16 protein-coding genes are annotated in these 21,208 nt (G+C 58.6%); 6 read left to right on the plus strand and 10 right to left on the minus strand.

Features of this window, described 5'->3' with window-relative positions; translation table 11 throughout:
* Positions 1 to 72 precede the first annotated feature (72 nt).
* Positions 73 to 567, plus strand: coding sequence for a hypothetical protein (locus tag O4G74_RS08805; RefSeq protein ID WP_269402268.1), 495 nt, complete (start codon positions 73 to 75; stop codon positions 565 to 567).
* Between the two features lie 15 nt (positions 568 to 582).
* On the opposite strand, the gene O4G74_RS08810 is transcribed toward O4G74_RS08805, so the two are convergent.
* Positions 583 to 3,750: an efflux RND transporter permease subunit gene (locus tag O4G74_RS08810; RefSeq protein ID WP_269402331.1), complete on the minus strand. Its 3,168-nt coding sequence runs from the start codon at positions 3,748 to 3,750 to the stop codon at positions 583 to 585.
* Positions 3,751 to 3,755: 5 nt separating this feature from the next.
* A complete protein-coding gene (locus O4G74_RS08815; protein WP_269402269.1) occupies positions 3,756 to 4,946 on the minus strand; it encodes an efflux RND transporter periplasmic adaptor subunit in 1,191 nt (396 codons plus the stop codon).
* 98 nt (positions 4,947 to 5,044) lie between these two features.
* On the opposite strand from O4G74_RS08815, the gene O4G74_RS08820 reads away from it, so the two are divergent.
* Together O4G74_RS08820 and O4G74_RS08825 are read left to right on the plus strand one after the other, a co-directional pair.
* Complete coding sequence (locus O4G74_RS08820; protein WP_269402270.1) at positions 5,045 to 6,475, plus strand: efflux transporter outer membrane subunit; 1,431 nt, start codon at positions 5,045 to 5,047, stop codon at positions 6,473 to 6,475.
* Positions 6,476 to 6,546: 71 nt separating this feature from the next.
* Positions 6,547 to 8,238, plus strand: a complete 1,692-nt coding sequence (locus O4G74_RS08825) for a class I adenylate-forming enzyme family protein (RefSeq protein ID WP_269402271.1) — start codon at positions 6,547 to 6,549, stop codon at positions 8,236 to 8,238.
* Positions 8,239 to 8,276: 38 nt separating this feature from the next.
* Here O4G74_RS08825 and O4G74_RS08830 read toward each other — a convergent pair whose 3' ends face one another.
* Complete coding sequence (locus O4G74_RS08830; RefSeq protein WP_269402272.1) at positions 8,277 to 9,059, minus strand: helix-turn-helix transcriptional regulator; 783 nt, start codon at positions 9,057 to 9,059, stop codon at positions 8,277 to 8,279.
* 68 nt (positions 9,060 to 9,127) lie between these two features.
* Here O4G74_RS08830 and O4G74_RS08835 point away from each other — a divergent pair, with 68 nt between their 5' ends.
* A complete protein-coding gene (locus O4G74_RS08835; RefSeq protein WP_269402273.1) occupies positions 9,128 to 10,330 on the plus strand; it encodes an acyl-CoA dehydrogenase family protein in 1,203 nt (400 codons plus the stop codon).
* A gap of 118 nt (positions 10,331 to 10,448) precedes the next feature.
* Positions 10,449 to 13,085, plus strand: coding sequence for a TonB-dependent receptor (locus O4G74_RS08840; RefSeq protein WP_269402274.1), 2,637 nt, complete (start codon positions 10,449 to 10,451; stop codon positions 13,083 to 13,085).
* Positions 13,086 to 13,200: 115 nt separating this feature from the next.
* On the opposite strand, the gene O4G74_RS08845 is transcribed toward O4G74_RS08840, so the two are convergent.
* The 5 genes from O4G74_RS08845 to O4G74_RS08865 all read right to left on the minus strand — a co-directional run bounded on the left by O4G74_RS08845 (position 13,201) and on the right by O4G74_RS08865 (position 19,279).
* On the minus strand, positions 13,201 to 13,449 hold the full coding sequence (locus tag O4G74_RS08845; protein WP_269402275.1) for a hypothetical protein: 249 nt from the start codon (positions 13,447 to 13,449) through the stop codon (positions 13,201 to 13,203).
* Between the two features lie 97 nt (positions 13,450 to 13,546).
* Positions 13,547 to 14,848 carry a spinster family MFS transporter gene (locus O4G74_RS08850; RefSeq protein ID WP_269402276.1) on the minus strand — a complete coding sequence of 434 codons (1,302 nt, stop codon included), beginning with the start codon at positions 14,846 to 14,848 and terminating at the stop codon, positions 13,547 to 13,549.
* Positions 14,848 to 15,708 carry an alpha/beta fold hydrolase gene (locus O4G74_RS08855; protein WP_269402277.1) on the minus strand — a complete coding sequence of 287 codons (861 nt, stop codon included), beginning with the start codon at positions 15,706 to 15,708 and terminating at the stop codon, positions 14,848 to 14,850. Before O4G74_RS08855 ends, O4G74_RS08850 begins: the two co-directional genes overlap by 1 nt.
* 79 nt (positions 15,709 to 15,787) lie before the next feature.
* On the minus strand, positions 15,788 to 18,142 hold the full coding sequence (locus O4G74_RS08860) for a TonB-dependent receptor (protein WP_269402278.1): 2,355 nt from the start codon (positions 18,140 to 18,142) through the stop codon (positions 15,788 to 15,790).
* A 114-nt stretch (positions 18,143 to 18,256) separates the two neighbouring features.
* Positions 18,257 to 19,279 (minus strand): helix-turn-helix domain-containing protein, encoded by a 1,023-nt coding sequence (locus tag O4G74_RS08865; RefSeq protein ID WP_269402279.1) that lies wholly within the window; start codon positions 19,277 to 19,279, stop codon positions 18,257 to 18,259.
* A 241-nt stretch (positions 19,280 to 19,520) separates the two neighbouring features.
* Between O4G74_RS08865 and O4G74_RS08870 the strand changes: the two genes are divergently transcribed.
* Positions 19,521 to 20,327 carry an enoyl-CoA hydratase/isomerase family protein gene (locus tag O4G74_RS08870; RefSeq protein ID WP_269402280.1) on the plus strand — a complete coding sequence of 269 codons (807 nt, stop codon included), beginning with the start codon at positions 19,521 to 19,523 and terminating at the stop codon, positions 20,325 to 20,327.
* Here the strand turns inward: O4G74_RS08870 and O4G74_RS08875 are convergent.
* Together O4G74_RS08875 and O4G74_RS08880 are read right to left on the minus strand one after the other, a co-directional pair.
* Complete coding sequence (locus O4G74_RS08875; RefSeq protein WP_269402281.1) at positions 20,324 to 20,752, minus strand: DUF6691 family protein; 429 nt, start codon at positions 20,750 to 20,752, stop codon at positions 20,324 to 20,326. The genes O4G74_RS08870 and O4G74_RS08875 overlap by 4 nt on opposite strands.
* Positions 20,753 to 20,757: 5 nt before the next feature.
* Complete coding sequence (locus tag O4G74_RS08880) at positions 20,758 to 21,183, minus strand: YeeE/YedE family protein (protein ID WP_269402282.1); 426 nt, start codon at positions 21,181 to 21,183, stop codon at positions 20,758 to 20,760.
* Positions 21,184 to 21,208 lie beyond the last annotated feature (25 nt).

Below are 21,208 nucleotides of genomic sequence, written 5' to 3' on the forward strand. Positions count from 1 at the left end.
GCCCCCGGCAAGTTTGGTTACAAACTTGTTCAGGGCTGCGCATGAGACGCCGTTACTGGAAAGGATATCAGAATGAGCGATCAAACAGGATCACGCAGATCCCGGCCAAAAATGGGGACCTTCCGGCGGATTGAGACGATAACACCACTGCTCGTCTTGCCGCTGATTGCCTATGTCATCATCGCCGTCATCGCCGGCGGACAACACATGGATGAGACACCGGCAATCGCTGGCAACCTCAACGCCACGCTGTTTTCTGTACCAATGGTGTCAGGCGTAAGCTGGAAGATGCGGCTGGGGGACGTCTTGCTGCTGGTCTCACTGGTGCTGCTGTCGATTGAGATCATCAAGGCAACCAGTTCGCGCTCCAGCGCCATGGTTAATCATATGGCCTCCATGGCCGTACTCCTGACCTGCATTGTGTGTTTCATCCTGTTCGCCAATTTCGCGACTGCCACCTTCTTCCTTTTCACCTGCATCGCGCTGATCGACGTGATGGTCGGTGTGATCGTGAGCATCGTGTCTGCACGCCGCGATTTCGGCGTCGGCGACGGCTTCGGCAGCTAGCTTTCAGACCTCAGATCATGATGCGGGCGCAGCGTTTTCGCTGCGCCCTTTTTCATTGTCAGTGCGCATGTCAGGCACACCGAATATCCGCAGATGGATCATCAGGAGAGCTGGCAGCATAAAGACCAGAAGGAAGGTCCCGATCAGGATGCCGAAGCCGAGCGAAATGGCTGTCGGGATGAGGAACTGGGCCTGGATGCTCGTCTCAAGAATGATGGGCGTCACACCGAGGAAGGTTGTGAGCGTCGTGAGCAGTATGGCCCTGAAACGATCCAGCATTGCCGACACGACAGCCTCTACGGGCGCTTCGCCATTTTCGAGCCGCTCATTCAGGAAGTCTGTCACCATCAGGGACGCGTTAATGATGACGCCTGAGAGACCGATGATACCGAAGAAGGACAGGAGTGTCAGGTCTGCGCCGAGTAAGCCATGGCCGATCAACGCGCCAACATAGCCGAACGGGATGGCGCCCATGATGACAAGCGGCTGGCTGTATGACCGGAAGTTAAGCGCCAGCAGGCTGTAGATCACGATAAGCGCCAGCATGAAGTTACGAGCGAGAACGGGCTGCGCTTCGGCCTGGTCCTCCTGATCGCCGGAGACCTGCATGGTGAGGTTTTCGTATTCCTGCTGAAGCTGCGGCAGAGCCTGCTCGAACATGTAAGCGGAAACCGTGTCCGCTGTCGTCACATCCTCGTCTACGAAAGCGTTGAGCGAGTAGATCCGGCGGCCATTCACGCGGTTGATCGCGGCAGGTGCTGGCGCAATCGTCAGATCAGCTAGCGCTTCCATGGGAATGTACCCCTCCCCGACTTTGACACGCAGGCTCTTAAGCGTTTCGAGCGACGCGCGCTCGCTCTCTGGCAGACGTACACGGACCGGAATCTCTTCACGGTCACGCTGAATGCGGACAGCCTCGGCGCCGAAGAAAGCCGCGCGAACTTCTCTAGCGAGGTCGTTCTGCGTGAGACCGTAATTACGAGCGAGCGGCTTTAGCTGGATGCGGACTTCCTCTGTCGTGCGAAAACGGTCGTCGCGGACGTCATATACGCCGGGGCGGCTTTCCAGCTCACGTCGAAGCTCCAGCACCGCTTCGCGGGTTTCGGCGTCAGTCCGCGCCGATATCTGAAGCTGAATTGGCGCGCCCGGACTCACAAGGTCCGATGTAAAGGTCAGCTTTTCGGCACCGGGTATGCGGCCAACCCGGTCACGCCAGGCACGTTCGAATTCGCGCGCACCAAAATCGCGGCTGCTGGATTCCTGGAGTTGCGCAACCACGAAAGCACGGTTGCCAGATGCAGCACCTGCGCCCCCACCCGTCGCATTTGCTTCATTGCCGCCGAGAGGTTCAGCGATCTGCCAGAGGACACCGATCAGCCCATTCTCTGCCTCGGTCACGTCTTCAATGGCGGCCGATGCTGCCTCTTCAATCTGCATCGCAAACCGGCGCGTCTGTTCTTCAGAACTGCCCTCGGCAAGCTCTAGTTCAGCGGTGACATAGTCGCCTTCTACGGCGGGAAAGAAGATGAATTTGACGTAGCCGCTGGCCGTCAAAGCCTGCGTCGCGAAGAGGATACCGAAGCCCATCATCAGCACCATGGCGGGACGCAGCACCACGAACTGGATCGCTTTCTTGAGAGGACCGGCAGAAAATTTCCGCAGCGCTCCGGCAACGCGGTCGCGAACCGGGTCCGCAAAACGGCGAGGCGAGTATCGGCCCGGTGGTTCGTCGCTGAGGTGCGACAGATGACGCGGAAGAACGAAGAGGCTTTCGACCAGCGACAGGAAAAGAAGCACGATCACGACAGCCGAAACCTGGCCGAGGAACTGACCAAATAGTCCCGGCACGAGCAGGATCGGGACGAAGGCCGTCATGGTCGTGGACACAGAGAACAGTACCGGCCGTGCAACTCGCGTTACACCGAGACGCGCGGCTTCCATCTGCCCTGCCCCGGCGCGCCAGTTGGCGTGGATGTTTTCGCCAACGACAATCGCGTCATCCACGATGATACCGATGGCGAGAATGAAGCCGAATAGCGAGAGCTGGTTGATGGTGATGCCGAAGATCAGCATCGGGAAAAATGCGCCAACGAAGCTGACCCCGACACCGAGGGCGACCCAGAAGGCGATCCGGATGTCGAGGAACAGGAGGAGCAACAGCGTCACAAGGATCAGGCCGAGCACCGCATTGCGCACCAGAAGATCAATCCGCGAACGAAGGTTTACCGCCTCGTCGCGCCACAGAACGTACTGAACGTTTCCGGGTAGAGCAGCATCAATCTCCGTCTCGATATAGTTACGGACGATACGCGCATTATCGAGCGTCTTCTCCCGGCCTACCCGGAAGACGGACACCGTGACAGCGGGCGCGCCGGCATAGTTCGCCTCGACTGGGTCATCAGACAGGCCGTCATGAATGACGGCTATGTCAGACAGATAGATGGGGCCACCATTGCGCCCTGCGCCTACAACGATGTTCTCGAATTCTGCACCCGTGCGACGTTCTCCAACCGCTCGCACCCTCAGAAGCTGACGGTCATTTTCGATCTCGCCGGCTGACAGATCCAGGCTTTGCTGGGAGATGATCTGCGCGACCGATGTCAGGCTGATGTTTCGCGCGCGGAGCTCTTCCTCCGGTATGGCGATTTCGATGAGGTAATCTGCGACGCCGCCAATCTCGACGAGGGAAAGACCGTCTTTTGAAGCAAGTTCGCGCCTGACCCGGTCAGCCGCCTGCTTCAGTGTCTGGCGATCAACGTCGCCGTGCAGAATGATCTGCGAGACAAGCTCATCCGGCTCAACCTCGCTTATCTGCGGCGCTTCGGCAGCTTGAGGAAAAACGGTGATGCGGCCGATCTCGTTCTTCACCTCATCGAGCATCTCCGAAATGTCCTCGCTTTCGGGAATGTCGACGACAACGTTGCCAACGCCGGAGGCCGCAAGACTGGTGATCTTGTCGATGCCCTCAAGACCTTCGAGCCTCTCTTCGATGGGTCGGACGATCGAGGTTTCGACATCTTCCGGCGTCGCCCCCGGATAGGGGACGGTGATCGAGATATTGTAGGTTTCGATGGGTGGAAAGACACGAACGTTAAGCGCCGAAAGCGACGCAATGCCGGAGATGACAAGGAATACCATCAGGAGGTTTGCAGCCACCCGGTTGGCAAGAACGCCTTCAATCATCCGGATCAAGGCTGGGACTCCTCGAGGTGCACCAGCATCCCGTCAATCTCTTCAGCAAGGACGGTCAGCATCAGTCTGTCGCCGGAAGAGAGTTGCGGTGCACGTATCAGAACACCGTCCTCGTCGCGGTCGACAGTCTCGACATCAACGCGGCGCAGCTGCTCATCGCTGCTGACCACCCAGACAAAAGCATCCTGTCGGACGGCGCCATCTGGCACGCGCCACATCGGTGTAGCTGAGCGTCCCTCTATCAACAGGTCCATATAATCACCTGCGAATATGTCCCCCTGATGTTCGGGTGCGAAGGCGTCAGGGAAGATAGCAATCACCGTCGCGGTGCGCGATTGCTGATCTATTTCTGGTGAAAATTCAGCGAGATAGCCGTCGATATCTGTGGCACCAAGTGAACTAGAGTTTGGGACAGCCCTGACCGGCAGGCGCCCGTCATCGCGCACCGCCAATGCACCACGAACAGCCCTGACATCCTTGGCAGGCAGACCAGCCTGTATCTCGCCCTCGCCTGCACTGATTAGCCGGGCGAGAGGCTGGCCGGGCGAAACAAACGTGCCCGGCGCGACAGTTTCCGACACGACGATGGCATCGAATGGAGAGACGATCGAAGACTTCTGAAGGTCACGGCGCGCGATTGCGAGCTGGGATCTTGCCTGCCTGACCCCTGCTTCGGCATCTTCATACGCCGCGATGGCCTGTTCAGCGGCCTTCTCAGGTGACGCGCCGATTTCTGCCAGGTTTATTTGTCGATCACGCTCTGCTTCGGCCTGGCTCTGCCGTGCTTCCGCCGTCGCAAGCTGCGCCTGCGCGCGCTCCACATTAGCACGGAGATTTCCATCATCGATTTGAAGGATGGTCTCGCCCTTACCGATCCGTCCACCCGCCTGAAGGTCCGGATTGATGTTTGTTACCTTGCCTGACACTTCACCGACGAGGTCAAGTCGCTCGCGCGGCTGGATACGCCCCGGAGCCCTAACCAAAAAAGTTGAGCCAGCCTGCTCAGCCTGGACCGTCTCCACATAGGGAATGCTGTCTTCCCGGGCGACCGCGCCTTCTTCAGGAGCATTCGCAGCGCCTGCCAGTGTCATGATCACAAAGCCGAGAACGAGCACGCCGAGGCCGGCGATAATCCAGATCCAGCTCGGGCGTTTGCTGGATTCCTGCGATCGGTATTCATCAGACATGGAGGTTTTGATCTCGCTGGGGCATTAGGTGTCTTGTTCGATTGGATATAGATCGACAGGGTAAGGGCAAGATGTCAGCCAGCCGCAGAACGGTGATCATGAAAAACCTGCTTCAGATGTCGGCGGTTGCCGCTTGCGCACTCTCCCTCTCCGCATGCCTGACCGTTGGGCCGGAATATGAACCACCAGAGACAGAAGTCTATCAGGATAGTTGGATCGCCGGAGAATTAGCGGTCCTTTCGCCCTGCCAGCTACCACAGTCAGACTGGTGGACTGCCTTCGATGACGCCCTGCTGACCGCGTTGATCGAGGATGCACGAACGCGCAATCCCAGCATCGATGAGGCGGCAGCAAACGTTGCAAATGCTCAGGCAGCTCTCGGTGCGGCAAGAGCTGCCAGCCTGCCAATGGGCGCGCTCAATGCATCCGTGGTACGCCAGAAACAGTCCGCGGCGAGCCTCGGCGCCGATGTACCTTTCGAGTTTGAAGCGCAGACGCTGTATTCCGCAGGTACTGAATTGAGCTGGCAGGCTGATCTGTTTGGCCGTACTGCGAATGGCATTGCCCAGGCCGATGCGGCGCTTGGCGGACGCGAGGCGATTGCAGCCGACGCGGCGCGTGCCATTCTCGCAGAGACGGCGCGCGCCTACCTCACTCTTCGAGAGCTCGACGCCCGCATTTCGGTGAATGACAGCAATGTTGAGCGTCAGGAAGATGTTCTTGCCCTGACCTTGCGCCTCCGCGAAGCAGGCGAGGTCGCAGACATTGATGTGGAGCGCCAGACCAATCTCGTTCAGACGACGAAAGCCGCAATCAGCGCGCTGAAAGCTGCCCGTGCGCAAACCGTCACGGGGCTCGCCCGTCTCACAGGCCGTACGCTGCCTGATTTCTACGAAGATTACCCAGTACTTCAGCCGGGTGGTACGAAGACACTGGACCCTGTCGAGGCATTCGGGCCCATAGAAATCGGTGAACCAAAAGACCTGCTTCGTCGACGGCCGGACATCCGAGCGGCTGAACGCCAGTTGGCCGCGGCCACATACAGGGTGGGCATAGAGACAGCTGACCTTTACCCCAGCCTCACGATTTCCGGACAAGCGAACTATCAAGCTGGCGAGGTCGGCGAGCTCTTCAGCGCTGATGCGCTGGGCTATAATTTCGGTCCTCGGCTAAGTTGGGGCATTTTCAATCTACCGCTGACTCGCGCGCAGATCGAGCAGGCCGAAGCCGATGTGGAGGCAGCACGCGCCAACTTCGAAGGCACGGTCCTCGATGCTCTAACAGAAACGGATGCTGCGCTGCTTGCCTACAATTATGCGGTTGAAGAAACCGCCTTCCGCACGGGCGCCTTTAACGCCGCAAAGCGAGCTCGCGACCTCATCGAAATCCGCTATCGCGAGGGCGCGGAAAGCCTGCTCAGCCTCATAGACGCTCAACGCCAGACGTTGTCGGTCGAGGATGGAGAAATTCAGGCGCGTTACGAAGCCCTGCGCCGCCGGGTTGGAATTTACGCTGCCTTCGGAGGCTGACGCCGCGTCCGGTGTTTTCGAGAGTGCAACTCAGTGTAAGAGTGGCGAAAACAGCGAACACAGGGCGGAAGATGTATTACGCGGAACTCAAGCGGGCCAATAGCGAGCTGACCGGACCCGGCGGCGACTTTGAAATTGTCGAGCAGGAAATCCTTGGCAACAGGATCCGGGCCTGGAAAAACGCACCGCCCAGCGTGCGCGAAGTCTGGCTGGCGACGCTGGAATTCGCTGACCGCGATTACCTCATCTACCATGATGAAAAGCTGACTTATGGCGAGACACACGCACTCACCAATTCGGTTGCGAACTGGCTGTTTCAGCAGGGCGTAAAGCCGGGTGACCGTGTCGCGATCTCGATGCGAAATTATCCAGAGTGGATGATCATATACTGGGCCTGTTGCGCCGTCGGGATCACCGTCGTTGGAATGAACGCCTGGTGGACGGCCGAGGAGATGGCCTACGCGCTCGAAGATTCCGATCCGGCTGTGCTGTTCCTCGATTCAGAGCGTCTCGCTCGCGTTCGCCAGAAGCCAGACATGTTACAGGACACAAAGCTTGTCGGCGTCCGCCTCGACGATGTGCCCGGAGACGTCATCGACTGGAAGGATGTGATTGCGACAGGCGGCGACCTGCCAGATGTCACCGTCGATCCCGATAGCGATGCCTGCATCTTCTATACGTCCGGCACGACTGGCTTTCCGAAAGGCGCACAGCTTACGCATCGCGGCTGTGTGTCGAACCTCTTCAACATGCTTTATGCGCGTGCATCCTCTGCGCTCGCGGTGATGTATGCGACCGGTGAAGTGCCGCCTGATCCGGCACCTGTTCCTGTTACACTTATCAATACGCCGCTCTTCCACGTGACGGCGAACAATTGCGCGGCCTATGCGGTAACCGCCGCTGGCGGGACGATGGTGCTGATGTACAAATGGGAGGCAGGCGAAGCCCTGCGCCTGATCGAGAAGCACCGGGTGATGACTGTGAGCGGCGTGCCCGTCATGGCGCGTGAACTGATCAATCATCCTGACTTTGAGAAGACCGATACGTCCAGCCTTCTGGCGCTTGGTGGCGGCGGTGCGCAGGTGCCACCTGATCTTGTTCTGGCCATTGAGGAAAAAGTATCCACCGCGCGGCCAAATACCGGCTATGGCATGACGGAAACCTGCGGGATCATCACATCGGTGGCTGCCGATTTCTATGTCGACAGACCAGACAGTGTCGGCCCGGCAATGCCGAGCTATGAGGCCAAGTGCGTCGATCCCGACGGTAATGAAGTACCGCTGGGCGAGCGCGGCGAGCTGTGGGTTCGCGGCTCATCGGTCATCAAGGGGTACATCAACCGTCCCGAAGCCACGGCCGAAACCATCACCGATGGTGGATGGTTGCACACAGGCGACATCGCGAAGATGGATGCGGATGGCTTCATCTATATCGTCGACCGCAAGAAGGACATGGTCCTGCGCGGCGGCGAGAACATCTACTGCGCCGAAGTCGAAGCTGCGCTTTATCGGCATGATGACGTTGCAGAATGTTCGGTATTCGGCATTCCTGATGAGCGGCTGGGCGAGGAAGTCGGCGCGGCGATTGTTGCAAAGCCTGGCAGACAGGTCAGCGAAGATACGATCCGCGAACACTGCGGGGCCATCATGGCAAAGCACAAGGTGCCCCGCTACATCTGGATCCTGAACGAGCCCCTGCCCCGTAATGCAAGCGGCAAATTCCTCAAACGCGAGCTTCGCGACCGGCTTAGCGCCAAGGTCTGAGATATTGGATGTCGCCGGGCCGTTCAGGCCCGGACCGCCTATTCGTGACCTATATATCCCAGCGTTGAGGCCCGCTGGATTGCTCTCGCCTTGCCGGTCACACCGAGCTTCGTCGCACTATTGGTGATGTGAAAGCGAACAGTCGGCACCGAAATGTGCATGATGGTGGCAATCTCTGCATCGGTCTTGCCAGCGGCGGCCCATTTAAGGCACTGGATCTCGCGCCGCGTCAGATAGACGGCCGGTCCCTGCGGGCCAAGGTCCCGCGCATCATGATAGGTTGCCACAAACCGGAGCGCGAGTGCGTGAAGATTGGCGGCGTTGGCGGCGAAGGCGTCGGCAAGGTCAATTTCCTTATCTGATGCCCAGACAACCGCACCGATTGCCCCGCCAGGAAGATGGACCGGAGAGATAATGGCAGCCCCGATGTTCGCCGCAGCATACTGTTCAGGGTTAGTTGCCGCGACCAGCGCCTCGTTCCGGCGCCAGCTCATGACCTTGCCCTTGGAATAATAGAACGGCTCCGCGCACGTGCGTGTCGCGTGGACCAAGGTTGAGCGGAGCGCGAACATCCGATCTTTCCAGTACTCGAAATTCGGATCGATCCAGCGAAAGATCGTTTCGGCGAACGGGCGGCCCGCTGTGTCACACATGGGCTGAGGGCTAGAGATGTCGGCGCTCACCGCGTTGAATGGCAGCCCTATCGGCTTGCCGGATTCAGCAACGGATCTGGCAAGCTTGAGCACATCGTCTTCAAGCGACTGGGAGGAGCAATTTTTGGGCATGATCTGACCTATTATTAGTATTAGCTTGTCGCTCACCGAACGAGTCTGCAAGCTTGCCGCAGAGACAGGTCGACACCTGCGAACATAAGAGAAGGGTACGAGGGATGAAGCTGACACTGGAAAAGAAACACGAGCTATTTCGCGAAGAAGTCCGCACCTTTCTTGCTGAAAAACTTCCGCCGGAGCTCGCCGAGGCGGGCCGCCTGACCACGAGTTCTTTCAGCGAACCCCAGCACAATCTCCCATGGCTGAAGATCCTCAATGAAAAAGGCTGGGCCGCGCCGCATTGGCCGAAAGCATATGGAGGCCCCGGATGGGACGAGATGCAGAAGTACATCTTTGCGTCCGAGTGCGCCAAGGCGGGCACACCGCCCCTCTCTCCGATGGGCCTGCAAATGGTCGGGCCCTGCATCATGGGCTACGGCACCGAAGAGCAGAAAGCCTACTACCTCCCACGCATCTTGAACGGTGAGGACTATTGGTGCCAAGGCTATTCTGAGCCGGGATCAGGGTCTGATCTTGCGAGCCTGCAGATGCGCGCGGTCTCCGACGGCGATGACTATGTCCTCAACGGTTCAAAAATCTGGACGACGCAAGCCCACCACGCCAACAAGATGTTCTGCCTCGTGCGGACATCCACAGACGGCAAGCCGCAACAGGGAATCACTTTCCTCCTGCTCGACATGAATACGCCGGGCATCCGGGTAGAACCCATTATCACCATGGCTGGGGAGCATGAGGTAAATCAGGTTTTCTTCGATGATGTCCGCGTGCCCAAATCCGGGCGTCTTGGTGAGGAGAATGACGGCTGGACAGTTGCAAAGTACCTGCTTGAGTTTGAGCGAGGCGGCGGGTCTTCGGCTGGCATCGAAGCGGCCCTCGAACGCGTTCGTGTGATGGCCCATGCCGAGGCCGGTGCCGACGGAAAGCCGCTTGCGAGTGATCCTGCCTTCAAGCGCCGTTTCTCAGATACGAAGATCGCACTGGAAGCCATTACGGTCACCGAACAGCGGGTGGCCTCTGCGCTCGCCGGGGGGCAGAATCCAGGTGCGGCATCATCGATGCTTAAGACAGCCCGGACCGAGATGATGCAACGAATTGATACGCTCGGGATCGAGGCGGCTGGTCTCTACGGCAATGTCGACCAGATGGCAGCGCGTCAGCCCGGTTCAAATGTTGAACCTGCCGGACCTGCACACAGCCTGACGGCGATGCCGCGATATCTCAACAATCGCGCCGCCTCCATCTATGGCGGTTCGAACGAGGTACAGAGAAACGTCATGGCGAAGCTGCTTCTGAAGCTTTAGGACGTGTTGCAGATTTGCATCCCCTGTCACTTTCGATAGCTTGTTTGGGAATGGCAGTTTGAGGACCCTCACTGGGTAAAAACAACCGGTCAGAAGCCGGAATCCCAGGGAGGAAAATTTGATCCAACGAGTAACCTTACGCCACACCCTTATCTCAAGCACAGCCATTGCGCTCGCAGCGGGACTGTCCCCAGCCTTTGCGCAAGACACCGCGAGCGATGAGACAGTCGCAACGACCCAGCCTGTACCTGAAGAATCGCAGCGCCGTCTGACCTCGATCCAGGTGACTGCGCAGCGCCGCGAAGAATCGGTGCTCGATGTTCCGATGTCAATCCAGGCATTTGGTGAAGACCAGATTGAGGACCTTCGCGTCGACAGCGTGGATGACCTTCAGTCCGTCATTCCGAGCTTTTCGGTCTCGCAGTCCTATCAGGGCGTGCCGACCTACACGCTTCGCGGCATTGGTTTCAACACGATCAACGTGTCGGCGACCTCCACCGTTGGCACCTATGTCGACGAAGTTGCCTATCCGTTTCCGTTCATGAACTCTGGTCCGGTCTTCGACGTCAACCGCGTCGAAGTCCTGAAAGGCCCACAGGGTACCCTCTTCGGCCGCAACACCACGGCCGGTCTGATCAACGTTGTCACCAACAAGCCCTCCGATGAGTTTGAAGCCTTCGCGGTGGCCGATGTCGGCAATTACGAGACCTTCAACTATGAGGGCATGATCAACCTGCCAATCGCCGACACGCTCCAGTTCCGTCTGGCCGCCCGTCAGGAAACGAGCGACGAAGGCTGGCAGCGTTCGGACACTCGCCCGAATGAAGAGCGCGGCAAGATCGACAAATTGGGCTTTCGCGCCGCCCTCGCCTGGCAGCCGACAAGCAATCTCGACGTGGACCTTTCCTGGAATGGCTGGACGAACCAGTCCGACACGATTGGCGGCCAGGCTATCGGTCTGACTCCGGCCACCAATCCCTTCAGCCCCTTCGCAGGTGGCGGCGCAGGTGCCAACGCACCTGGCGTGGTCGACTATGTTCTGAACAATAATCCAACCTCTGCCGAGCAGGCGGACTGGGCCCCGCTTGATGCCCGCGCCAATAGCGAATTTGGTATTTCCGGTCTCGATGGCCCGCTTGAGGAAGACTCGACCTTCAACGCCTACAAGCTCGGAATCGACTGGGGCCTTGATAATGGCATGCGCATCGTTTCGTTGACCGGTTACAATGAACTGGAACGTGAAGCACTTCTGGACTGGTCGGGCGCACCTGCTGCGGTCCTGTTGCAGGACATCGAAGCTGAAATCGAATCGTTCAGCCAGGAAATCCGCCTCGAAGGATCCAACGGAATCGCAGACTGGATGGTCGGCGCATACTACTCGAAGGACGAAATCACCGACTCGAACCAGACTCTGTTGCGGGATAACGCCAACAGTAACTTCATCAGTTCTGTCGCGGCAGGCCTCGCCTACGACACAGAGAACACGCTGCGGCTTCTCAACCCCGCTCTCATACAGCTTGAGCAGGCAAACCCTGCGGCCTATGCGGCAGCGATTGCGCAACAGACCGCGTTTATCAACTCGCTCAACGTCGATCCGGAAACTGGCCTGCCATACTCGCCGGGCGAAATCCTTGGCTCATTCCAGAAGTACCGCGACATCGGCCAGTTCGAGTCGACCAGTGCGAGCATCTTCGCCAACGCCAACTGGCGCCTGACCAATGAATGGGAGCTCATCACCGGCATCCGCTACACAGAAGACGAGCAGGACTATATCGGCTGCTCCGCCGACATTGACGGCTCGATGCAGCCGAACGTGAACATCTTCAACCGGTTCTTCTTTGTCGGTTTCTATCCCGATGTGAACGTGCCGCCAGCGCCGCTGCTGGAGAATGGCTGTAACACCTACAGCAACATCCAGAACACTTTCGGCCCGGTCGATTCGAATGTGAAAGAGGACAATGTCTCATGGCGGGTCGTGGCCAACTACACACCGGATCGCTTTCAAGACCTTCTCCTCTTCGCCTCGGTCTCCAAAGGCTACAAGTCGGCTGCAACGCCGGTGAACGCAGCTTCCAAGGCCGAACAGAATTTCCCGGCGACGCAGGAAAGCCTGCTGGCCTATGAAGTCGGCATGAAGGCTGGTCTGCTTGACGGACGGATGCAGGCGAACGCTGCGCTCTTCTACTATGACTACACCGACAAGCAGGGCGCCCAGTTCTTCCCGGACCCGATCTACACGGCGCTCTCACAGCTCCAGAACGCCCCGGAGGCAGAAGCCTATGGCCTTGATGCTGAAATCACGTGGCTGCTGACAGATGATCTCACGGCAATTGGTGGCCTGACCCTCCTCAATACAGAGTATGGCAGCTTCGAAACGTTCGATTTTGCCGGGCGCCCAACCAACGTCCAGGGCGACCCATTTCTGTACAGCCCGGAAACGGCCGCCAGCCTGACCTTCCTGTATGATCGTCCGCTGAATGACAGCCTCGGCTTCTCAGCGGCGCTCAACGGCCGCTGGCAGAGCGACTCCACGGCAGGTGATCCGGACAATGAGCTCTACGACATCGACTCCTATGGGGTGCTCAATGGCTCGATTGCCCTGTATTCCATCAATGATGGCTGGGAAGTCTCGCTCTGGGGCAAGAACCTCACCGACGAGTATTACTGGCAACAGATCACCTCGAATGCAAACGTGATCATGCGCTTTGCTGGCAAGCCGCGGACCTATGGCGCGAGCCTGTCATACCGGTTCTAATCCAGTAGAGTTTTAGCTATTCGCAAACGAGAAGTGCCGACCTCACAGGGTCGGCACTTTTTGTATTGATCAATTGAAAAACGAACCCGCGATGCAGGTTCAAGAGCTGACTGGCTCAATGCCTTGTCTTTTCGATAATCTCATCGGCGCGGACCCGAACCGTCATGCTCGCGCGAATTGAGTCGCTAATTTCAGAGGCGGCTTGCTCGATCGCATCGGCTTCACAGGCATTTGCAAGCAGCACGAGCGCTTCGCTCAAAAGCATCATTGAGGTCGCCCGATCACGTTCAGACCCCGGCAGATCAACTCGATGATCCTCGAGATTTAGCAGGACGGTCTCACCGTCCATAATACAGAGCTTCATTGAACTCCCCCCTTCCCCACATGCACGCTAACCAGTGGTTTGAGGCCTTGTCCAGTCCTGTTCGCCCGCCGCGCGAAATGTCCGTGTGCGGAACAGCTCAGGTGTCGATGCTCGCCTTCATCGCTCGCGCAGCATCGTCGCGATAATAGCGCGCGGCGAGCAGAAGGCAGACGACACTGGCAGCGTTGAAGCCAAGGATCACCTTCAAGGCGCTTGCGAGCGGACTCGTATGGCCTGTCGCGGCAAAATAATCGCTGATTGTGCCTGCGATGAGGGGTCCGCCGCCGATGCCGATAAGGGTCAGGCAGAAAAGCGTAAACGCCGCCCCGACCGAGCGCATCCGTACGCGCACCAGTTCCTGGGTCGCTGTATAAGCGATAGACGCGTAGATAAGGCCGACAAAACTCGGCACGATATTCCAGACATAGGCCATCTCGACGGTCCGGGCGCTCAGGAACATCCACGCGAACGGCAGCGCGATCGCACTCGTTGTCGCAATAATCCAAGGCCGCCAGCGTAAATCTTTGGTAGAGAGACGATCGCATGCTGCCCCAATGATCATGGCCCCCGCACCGCCAACCCCGCCAATCAGAAGACCGAGTGGCAGCGAAACGTCCTGTGGCTGCAGGTCGAAGGTGCGTTGCAGATAGCTGGACGTGAATGCGACGAACGCATTAGCCGAAATGCAAATGAGAAGGCAGCCGAGCAGAATCAGCATGTAGCTGCGCTGGCTCAGCATGAATTTCACCGTGTCGCCGAAACCCGGCGCATCCTCTGTCGGCTGGCTCGCATCGGAGAAACCACGGACTGGCTCTCTGACCGTGAACCGAACCAGAAGCGCCAGCAGAACGCCGGGAATGCCAGCCGCGAAGAACGCTGCACGCCAGCCAAAGTGCGCATAGACATAGGCGCCGAGGATGTAGCCAATCATGATCCCGAAGCCGATGCCGCAAGTATATACGCCAAGTGCGAAGGCGCGTTGCTGAGGCGGATATAGGTCGGCGATCATACTTGTGGCTGGCGGTGTCCCGCCGGACTCCCCTATGCCCACTCCCATACGCGCGAAGAAAAGATGCCAGAAGTTTTGCGCAAAGCCTGAAAGCGCCGTCATGCCTGACCATATGGTGAGCGCCAGGGCGATGATATTTCGCCGGTTGCCCCTATCCGCCCACATGGCGACGGGAATGCCAAGCGTTGCATAGAGGGCGGCGAACGCAAGGCCCGTCAGCCAGCCAATCTGGCCATCAGAGAAGCCGAACTCGGCCTTGATCGGTTCGATCACGGTAATGAGGATCTGCCTGTCGACATGGTTGAATGTGTAGACAAGAGTCAGGACAGCAAGCACCCAGGCCCGCCCGGGAACAGATCTGGTGCTCGGGGCGGCTGCTTGCTGGTTCATCACTGTGGTTCCAATAGCTGAAGGAAGGTGGAGATGGCGCTGACGGAGGTCGGCTCATCGAGGATCGGCGCGTGACCGCGGTTCGGGATCGTCACCAATTCGCTGGCAGGATGCCTGCGCGCCATCCGCCTGGCCGTTATTTTCGACAGAATGTCTGAGGTTTCACCGCGAAGGATCAGCAACGGCACCGATCTTAGCGATCCGAACAGTCGCCACATCGCGAACTTTGTCAGCGGCCCCGCCTTCGCCTCGCCAAGCGACTGCGTGATGGCCGGGTCGTAGTCTGCACGCACGGAGCCATCGTCTTGCTCGCGCCAGGTCCGCCTTGCAAACGCCATCCAGTCTTTATCGGTGAATTCCGAAAAGGCATCGGCTTGCGCGGCTTTCACCTTTTCGGCTGCCGCCTGCCATGTCGGGGCTGGCTTTGGGTCCTGCGAATAGGCTGCAATTCGTGCAAGGCCTGCCGGATTTACCACGGGGCCGACATCGTTGAGAACGATCCCAGAAACGCGTTCGGGCGCAACCTTCACCATGATCATGGCCATCAAGCCGCCCATGGAAGTTCCAATCAGCGCCATGCGGGAAAGCTGAAGCTGATCAGCAAGCGCGAACATATCCTGCGCGTAAACTTGCGGCGAGTAGGTGTCGGGATTGGTCGACCAGTCCGACTGGCCCCGACCACGAACGTCGACTGCGATGAACCGGTAACGATTGCCGAGCCGCTCAATCATCGGCTCGAAATCCTTATGGTTGCGGGTCAGCCCATGCATGCAAAGCACGTTGAGCGGTGCATCTTGAGGGCCATAGGATTTCGCAAACAGGTCGAGACCGTCAGCGGATTTGTAATGAATATCGCTCAAAGCGCGTCCCTACCGTAAAAATCGGGGTGCGGCCGGCACGAAATGGCGCCCGCCGCACCCCTTGGGAGGAGAGATCTGGCTAGAACCGGTAGTCGATACCGGCCGTCACCGTACGCGGGTCGCCATAGAAGGCCGTCAGCGTGCCTTCGAGACCAAGCGTTGGCGTGAACGTGCCGTTCGGGTTCACCGTCACGAAGTTGTAGCCTGCAACAATGTACTCTTCATCGGTGAGGTTCTTGCCAGTCAGGCTGAAGCCCCAGCGTCCATCCTCGGTTTCCCAGCGAATGCTGGCGTCCCAGAGCGTAAAGGCCTCCTGGTCGAGGAACGGGTTTGGTACTTCGAACTGGCTCGACTCACCACGATAGGAGAGTTGAGTGTTAAGAAGCAGATTGCCCCCTGCAAACGGCGTGTCGTAGGAAATCCGTCCATTTGCGGTCCAGTCAGGCGTGTTCTGAATGACGCGCTGGTCGGAGACATCATTGCCGAAAGCGTCAATGAACTCGTCATACTGTGCGTCGAGATAGCCGACAGACCAGCCAAGGTTCAGAAGATCGCCTGAGCGGGCCATGTCTTCAGCCAGCGTGGCGGTGCCCTCAAACTCAACACCCCAGATTGTGGCAGCGCCGGCGTTTGTCGTCACGCCAGAGAAGGAGTCGTTGACCCCATCGCCGTCGGTATCGACCCCGATCGAGCCCGGCACCTGCACGTCCTTATAATCGGAATAGAAAGCGGCGAGGCTGTAATTGACGCGGCCGTCAAGCTGGCTTGCCTTGTAACCGACTTCGTAGGAGTCGACCTCTTCCGGGTCGAACTGCATGAAGGTATAGATTTCGTCCTGCGAAACGACGCCGTCCTGGTTGAGGTCAGGTGCTGCCGTTGTCTGACCGCGTGGGTCGAAGGAGCCGCCTTTGAACCCTTGCGAGTAGGTCGCGTAGAGGTTGGACTCCGGCGTCACTGCATAGCTGAGAGAGACGCGCGGACTGAAATCGTCGAAGGTTGCTTCACCCTCAAAGTCCGACGTGGTTGCAATCGGAATGCCGGCGCCGCCGAAGAATTCGGAGAAGCCACCGATATAGGTACGACGCTGTACGAGAGAGGTCCGTGTATCCTCGGTGTAACGACCGCCGAGCGAAAGCGACCAACGATCTGTCAGATCATAGGTGAAGTCACCGAAGATCGACCAGGTTTCCGTACCCACATCACCAAAGGTCTGCGCATTCAGACCCGGCAAGCTGAGCAGGTCACCTGTCGTTGCCAGCAGCACGTCAAAGACGGTCGAGGCGTTTGCATCGAGGTAGTAGACACCGATCAGGCCGTTCAGGCGATCACCCGAATAGAGGAACTGAAGCTCTTCGGAGAACTGGTCGTTCTCATAGATCGCTGGCACGTCGACATCCGCCTCTGGCAGAGAGTCGAAATCGATCGGCGAGGTGCTTTCGTCCTCGCGATAAGCGAGGATATTCTTGATCGTCCAGTTGTCGTTGAGATCCCACTCAGCGACGAGTGAACCGCCGTAGGCTTCCACACGCTGGTCAACTGCATTCAGGCCAGCGCGCGTGTCAAACACATCACCGAGCACGGGATAGGTGAAAGGCGGGAACTGGTCCGGGATAAGGCGATGCCCCTGGCGGGCGTTCGACTTGTCGAGTGAATAGTCAGCCGCAGCGCGAAGCTGGAAGTTCTCTGCAAGGTCAAGTTCAGCCGAAACGCGGGCGCCGAAGAGTTCCTTGTTATAGTTTTCTTCTCCGGTGATGCGGTTCTCACCGAAGCCGTCACGGTTGAAACTGGCAATCGCGGCACCGACACGGAAACTGTCGGTCACCGGAAGCGACGTTGTCAGCGTGCCGTCTATCTGGCTGTAGCTGCCGACTTTCACATTGGCTTCAAAGGTCGGCTCATCGCTCAGACCGCGCGTGACGTATTTAATCGCGCCGCCAATCGTGTTGCGTCCATAAAGTGTGCCCTGAGGGCCGCGAAGGACCTCGACGCGCTCGACGTCATAGACATCAAGCACGGCACCCTGCGGACGGTTGAGATAAACATCATCAACATAGAGGCCGACGCCAGCCTCAAAGCCTGCGACCGGATCCTGCTGGCCAACGCCGCGGATAAAGGCAGAAAGAGTCGTATTCGTGCCGCGGGAAACTTCCAGCGTTACGTTCGGCGAAATCTTTGCGACTTCCGTCAGATCGGCAACACCGAGATCGGCCAGAAGGTCGCCATCGAAAGCCGAAACGGACAGCGGCACGTCGACAAGGCTCTGCTCGCGGCGTTGCGCGGTGACAGTCACCGTGTTGAAGCGGCGCTGGTCTTGTGCCTCTTCAGACATATCAGAAGCTACCGTGTCGGTCTGGGCATTTGCGGCCATCCCAGCCGTCAGTGCAATAACCGAGGCAAGCGCCAGGCGAGCGGTATGCGGGGTACAAAGTTTCATGATATCCTCCCTTCATGCATCTTCGCGCATTGCAGGCAGGTGTCTCACTTTACGGAAAGGCCGCCATGACACTTAACGTCAAGGTCTGTGAACACTTTCGCTCAGACCGGACCTTCAGGACTGAAATTCCTGCGCAAAAGCTGCAGGCGTCTTGCCCTTCCAGCGCTTGAAAGCGCGGTTGAAGGCGCGGACATCGGAATAGTCCAGCGCCTCAGTCGCCTGGGCTACCGAGGCCCCGCGCTTCAGCATGCCTTCTGCACGCTGTAGGCGCGTCTCCAGAAGAAGGTCACGAAACTGCAGCCCTTCCTCCGCCAGTCGGCGGCGCAGGGTTGCTACGCTAACATCGAGTTTGCGAGCCACGTCGGACTGGCGCGAAAGACCATCTTCGAGCAGGTCGCGCGTGCGTGCGCCGATGCTGATCTCCCCGTTCGAAACATCGTGCGCGTCAAGATGGCCGATAACCCGGGAGAAGACCCCGTCGGTGCTCATGTCTACGGTTTGCCGTATCTGTAGCGGTGCACAGGCAAGATCGAAATCGTAGATGAGTTCATAAGCTGGCGCGCCATACTCCAGCGGCACGGACCAGAATGCATTCTGTGGCCGGCGCGTCTCCCCTCGTTTCCGCTTAAGCTTGATGCGCCGCAAGGCCCCGCTAGCCGCGCCCTCTGTCAGGCTATCGAGCAGGCAGTGTATCTTGATAGTGAGGCAGTCGCCAACCAGCTCGACGAAGTCGGTATTTTCCCGCGATCTATACGGAAAGTGACTGTCGTCGACGACCAGCGCCAGCCGATTCTCGCCGTATCGGACCGAATTGTAAGTGTCGCCATGCATCATATTCATGTGTTCGGCGAGGATCTCGATCGTCGCCATAAGCGAAGTGGCGTTTTGCATCTGGGCAATTAGAAATTGCCCAGTCTTGAAAGTCAGCTTCCGGCTGGAGATGACGGCTGTGAGGTCATCGGACGCCAGAGCCAATGATCTCTGCATACGGAAATAGTCAGCGATGGCGATGGAGGTAACGCTCTGCCCGAGGACATCTGCCGACACCCCAAGGAAGGGCGCAAGGTCGACACCATGCTCCACCGCCGCGTCGACAAGCGGCTGAATGTCCCCGATTTCGACGAATGCTTTGGCCATACACCTGAAATGCTTTGCTCAACTCGCTAATCTGGCGCTTGAAGCACCTTAAAAGAAACATAGCACAGTTTGCGCCAACCCGCGCCAATTCAACCGAAGCCGGGCAATTGGGCTACGCGTCCCGGCAGAGCACGCCTCCTCGCGAGAAGCGCTTGACCCTCCCATGCGTCAGCTCTCTAGCACTGCAGCCTGAACGCCGCCGCGAGAGCTGGCGTCTGCTACATTTTAGGGAGATACCAACATGTCAGAAACAGAGACAGGCGCTAGCGTCCTCTATGAGGTCGAGCGCCATATTGCCACCATCACTCTGAACCGACCGGATCGGCGCAATGCGCTGAATTTTGACGCATATGACAGGCTCGAGCGCGCCCTGCGCCGCGCGGTGGTTGATGGCGATGTTCGGTGTGTCATCGTTACAGGTTCCGATCCGGCTTTTTGCTCTGGCGACGATGTCCGCGAGATCATGGCGGCGCCGAAGCCAAAAGAGACTGCGCCGAAGTCGCCAACGGTTCGTCACCAACCGACCCCTGCCGCTATGGCTGCTCTCGAATGCGACAAGCCACTCATCGCGGCGATCAATGGTGCGGCGATTGGCTGGGGCATGGAGCTTGCGCTGTATGCTGACATCCGTATCGCTTCCGACAAGGCGAAGTTCTCTGAAATGTTCATCAAGCGCGGACTCGTCTGCGATGTCGGTGGGTTTTACCGCCTGCCTTCGATTGTCGGTCCCGCCAAGGCGGCCGAACTACTGTTTACTGGCGATGTTATTGATGCCGGCGAAGCCCAACGCATTGGCCTGGTGTCCCGGACTGTTCCTCATGCCCAACTGATGGACGAAGCAAGAGCACTCGCTGGTCGTATCGCAGAGAACCCGCCCCTGGCCCTTCGCTATATGAAGGAGGGTATCCGCAAGGGAACGTATGGAGACCCGCGCGAGCTTGGCAGCTGGGCGATTGAGACAATCCGCGCGCTGATGCAGACCGAGGACCACAAGGAAGGCGTGGCGAGCTTTCTCGAGAAACGCCCGCCCGTTTTTAAAGGCCACTAGGCAGGTTTGGCAGCGCGCCGGTCGAACAGCTCGAAGGCCAGCATGCCTGCCGCCATCGCCGCTAGGAAGCCGAGCGCCGGAACGCCGCCAATCGTGATCGCCGCAATCGCTGGACCCGGGCAGAGCCCGACAAGGCCCCAGCCAATGCCGAACAGGACAGCGCCTGTCGCCAGCTTCGCGTCAACCTTGCGGTTTCCCGGCACCTGAAAACTTTCGGCCAGCACTGGCCGTGGTCGCAGCCAGACGAGGCGATACCCGATCGCCGTCACGATGAGCGCAGCGCCCATCACGAAGGCAAGCGAAGGGTCCCAATTCCCGAAGAGGTCAAGGAAGGCGATCACTTTCGCCGGGTTGACCATTTGCGAGATGACGAGGCCGAGGCCGAAAGTGAGGCCCGCCAGTAGGGCCATGAGATTACGCGCCATGAGCATCAGGCTCCAATCAGGGGTTTGATGAGTGCGACAGTCGCCATGCCAGCTGCCATGAACAGCAGGACCGACGCCATGGATCGCGGCGACAGGCGCGACAGGCCACAGACGCCATGCCCGCTCGTACAGCCCGAACCGAGCCGCGTGCCGAAGCCGACCAGCAAGCCGCCAGCGATGATGAGCGGCCAGCCTGCCTGCATGTCAAACGCAGGTTTCTCAGCAGCCGCCAGCCAATAGACGAGCGGCGCTGCCACTAGCCCTAGCACAAAGACGACTCGCCAGCTCCGGTCACCCTTCGCCGCAAATACGGTTCCGGAGAACAGACCGCTGATCCCGGCAATCCGACCATGAAACGCCATGAGCAAAACAGCGGAGACGCCGATAAGAGCCCCGCCGATGCTCGCACTTACAGGTGTAAAACTTTCCATTCGACACATTCCTGAGCTTCTTTAA

Source organism: Henriciella marina, assembly GCF_027213945.1.
In the GTDB taxonomy this organism is placed as follows: Bacteria; Pseudomonadota; Alphaproteobacteria; order Caulobacterales; family Hyphomonadaceae; genus Henriciella; species Henriciella marina_A.

What these genes read in the sequence shown, in the direction of transcription:
- O4G74_RS08805 (WP_269402268.1), top strand. Translation starts at nt 73, where the DNA reads ATGAGCGATCAAACAGGATCACGCAGATCCCGGCCAAAAATGGGGACC.
- O4G74_RS08810 (WP_269402331.1), bottom strand. Translation starts at nt 3,750, where the DNA reads ATGATTGAAGGCGTTCTTGCCAACCGGGTGGCTGCAAACCTCCTGATG.
- O4G74_RS08815 (WP_269402269.1), bottom strand. Translation starts at nt 4,946, where the DNA reads ATGTCTGATGAATACCGATCGCAGGAATCCAGCAAACGCCCGAGCTGG.
- O4G74_RS08820 (WP_269402270.1), top strand. Translation starts at nt 5,045, where the DNA reads ATGAAAAACCTGCTTCAGATGTCGGCGGTTGCCGCTTGCGCACTCTCC.
- O4G74_RS08825 (WP_269402271.1), top strand. Translation starts at nt 6,547, where the DNA reads ATGTATTACGCGGAACTCAAGCGGGCCAATAGCGAGCTGACCGGACCC.
- O4G74_RS08835 (WP_269402273.1), top strand. Translation starts at nt 9,128, where the DNA reads ATGAAGCTGACACTGGAAAAGAAACACGAGCTATTTCGCGAAGAAGTC.
- O4G74_RS08845 (WP_269402275.1), bottom strand. Translation starts at nt 13,449, where the DNA reads ATGAAGCTCTGTATTATGGACGGTGAGACCGTCCTGCTAAATCTCGAG.
- O4G74_RS08850 (WP_269402276.1), bottom strand. Translation starts at nt 14,848, where the DNA reads ATGAACCAGCAAGCAGCCGCCCCGAGCACCAGATCTGTTCCCGGGCGG.
- O4G74_RS08860 (WP_269402278.1), bottom strand. Translation starts at nt 18,142, where the DNA reads ATGAAACTTTGTACCCCGCATACCGCTCGCCTGGCGCTTGCCTCGGTT.
- O4G74_RS08865 (WP_269402279.1), bottom strand. Translation starts at nt 19,279, where the DNA reads ATGGCCAAAGCATTCGTCGAAATCGGGGACATTCAGCCGCTTGTCGAC.
- O4G74_RS08870 (WP_269402280.1), top strand. Translation starts at nt 19,521, where the DNA reads ATGTCAGAAACAGAGACAGGCGCTAGCGTCCTCTATGAGGTCGAGCGC.
- O4G74_RS08875 (WP_269402281.1), bottom strand. Translation starts at nt 20,752, where the DNA reads ATGGCGCGTAATCTCATGGCCCTACTGGCGGGCCTCACTTTCGGCCTC.
- O4G74_RS08880 (WP_269402282.1), bottom strand. Translation starts at nt 21,183, where the DNA reads ATGGAAAGTTTTACACCTGTAAGTGCGAGCATCGGCGGGGCTCTTATC.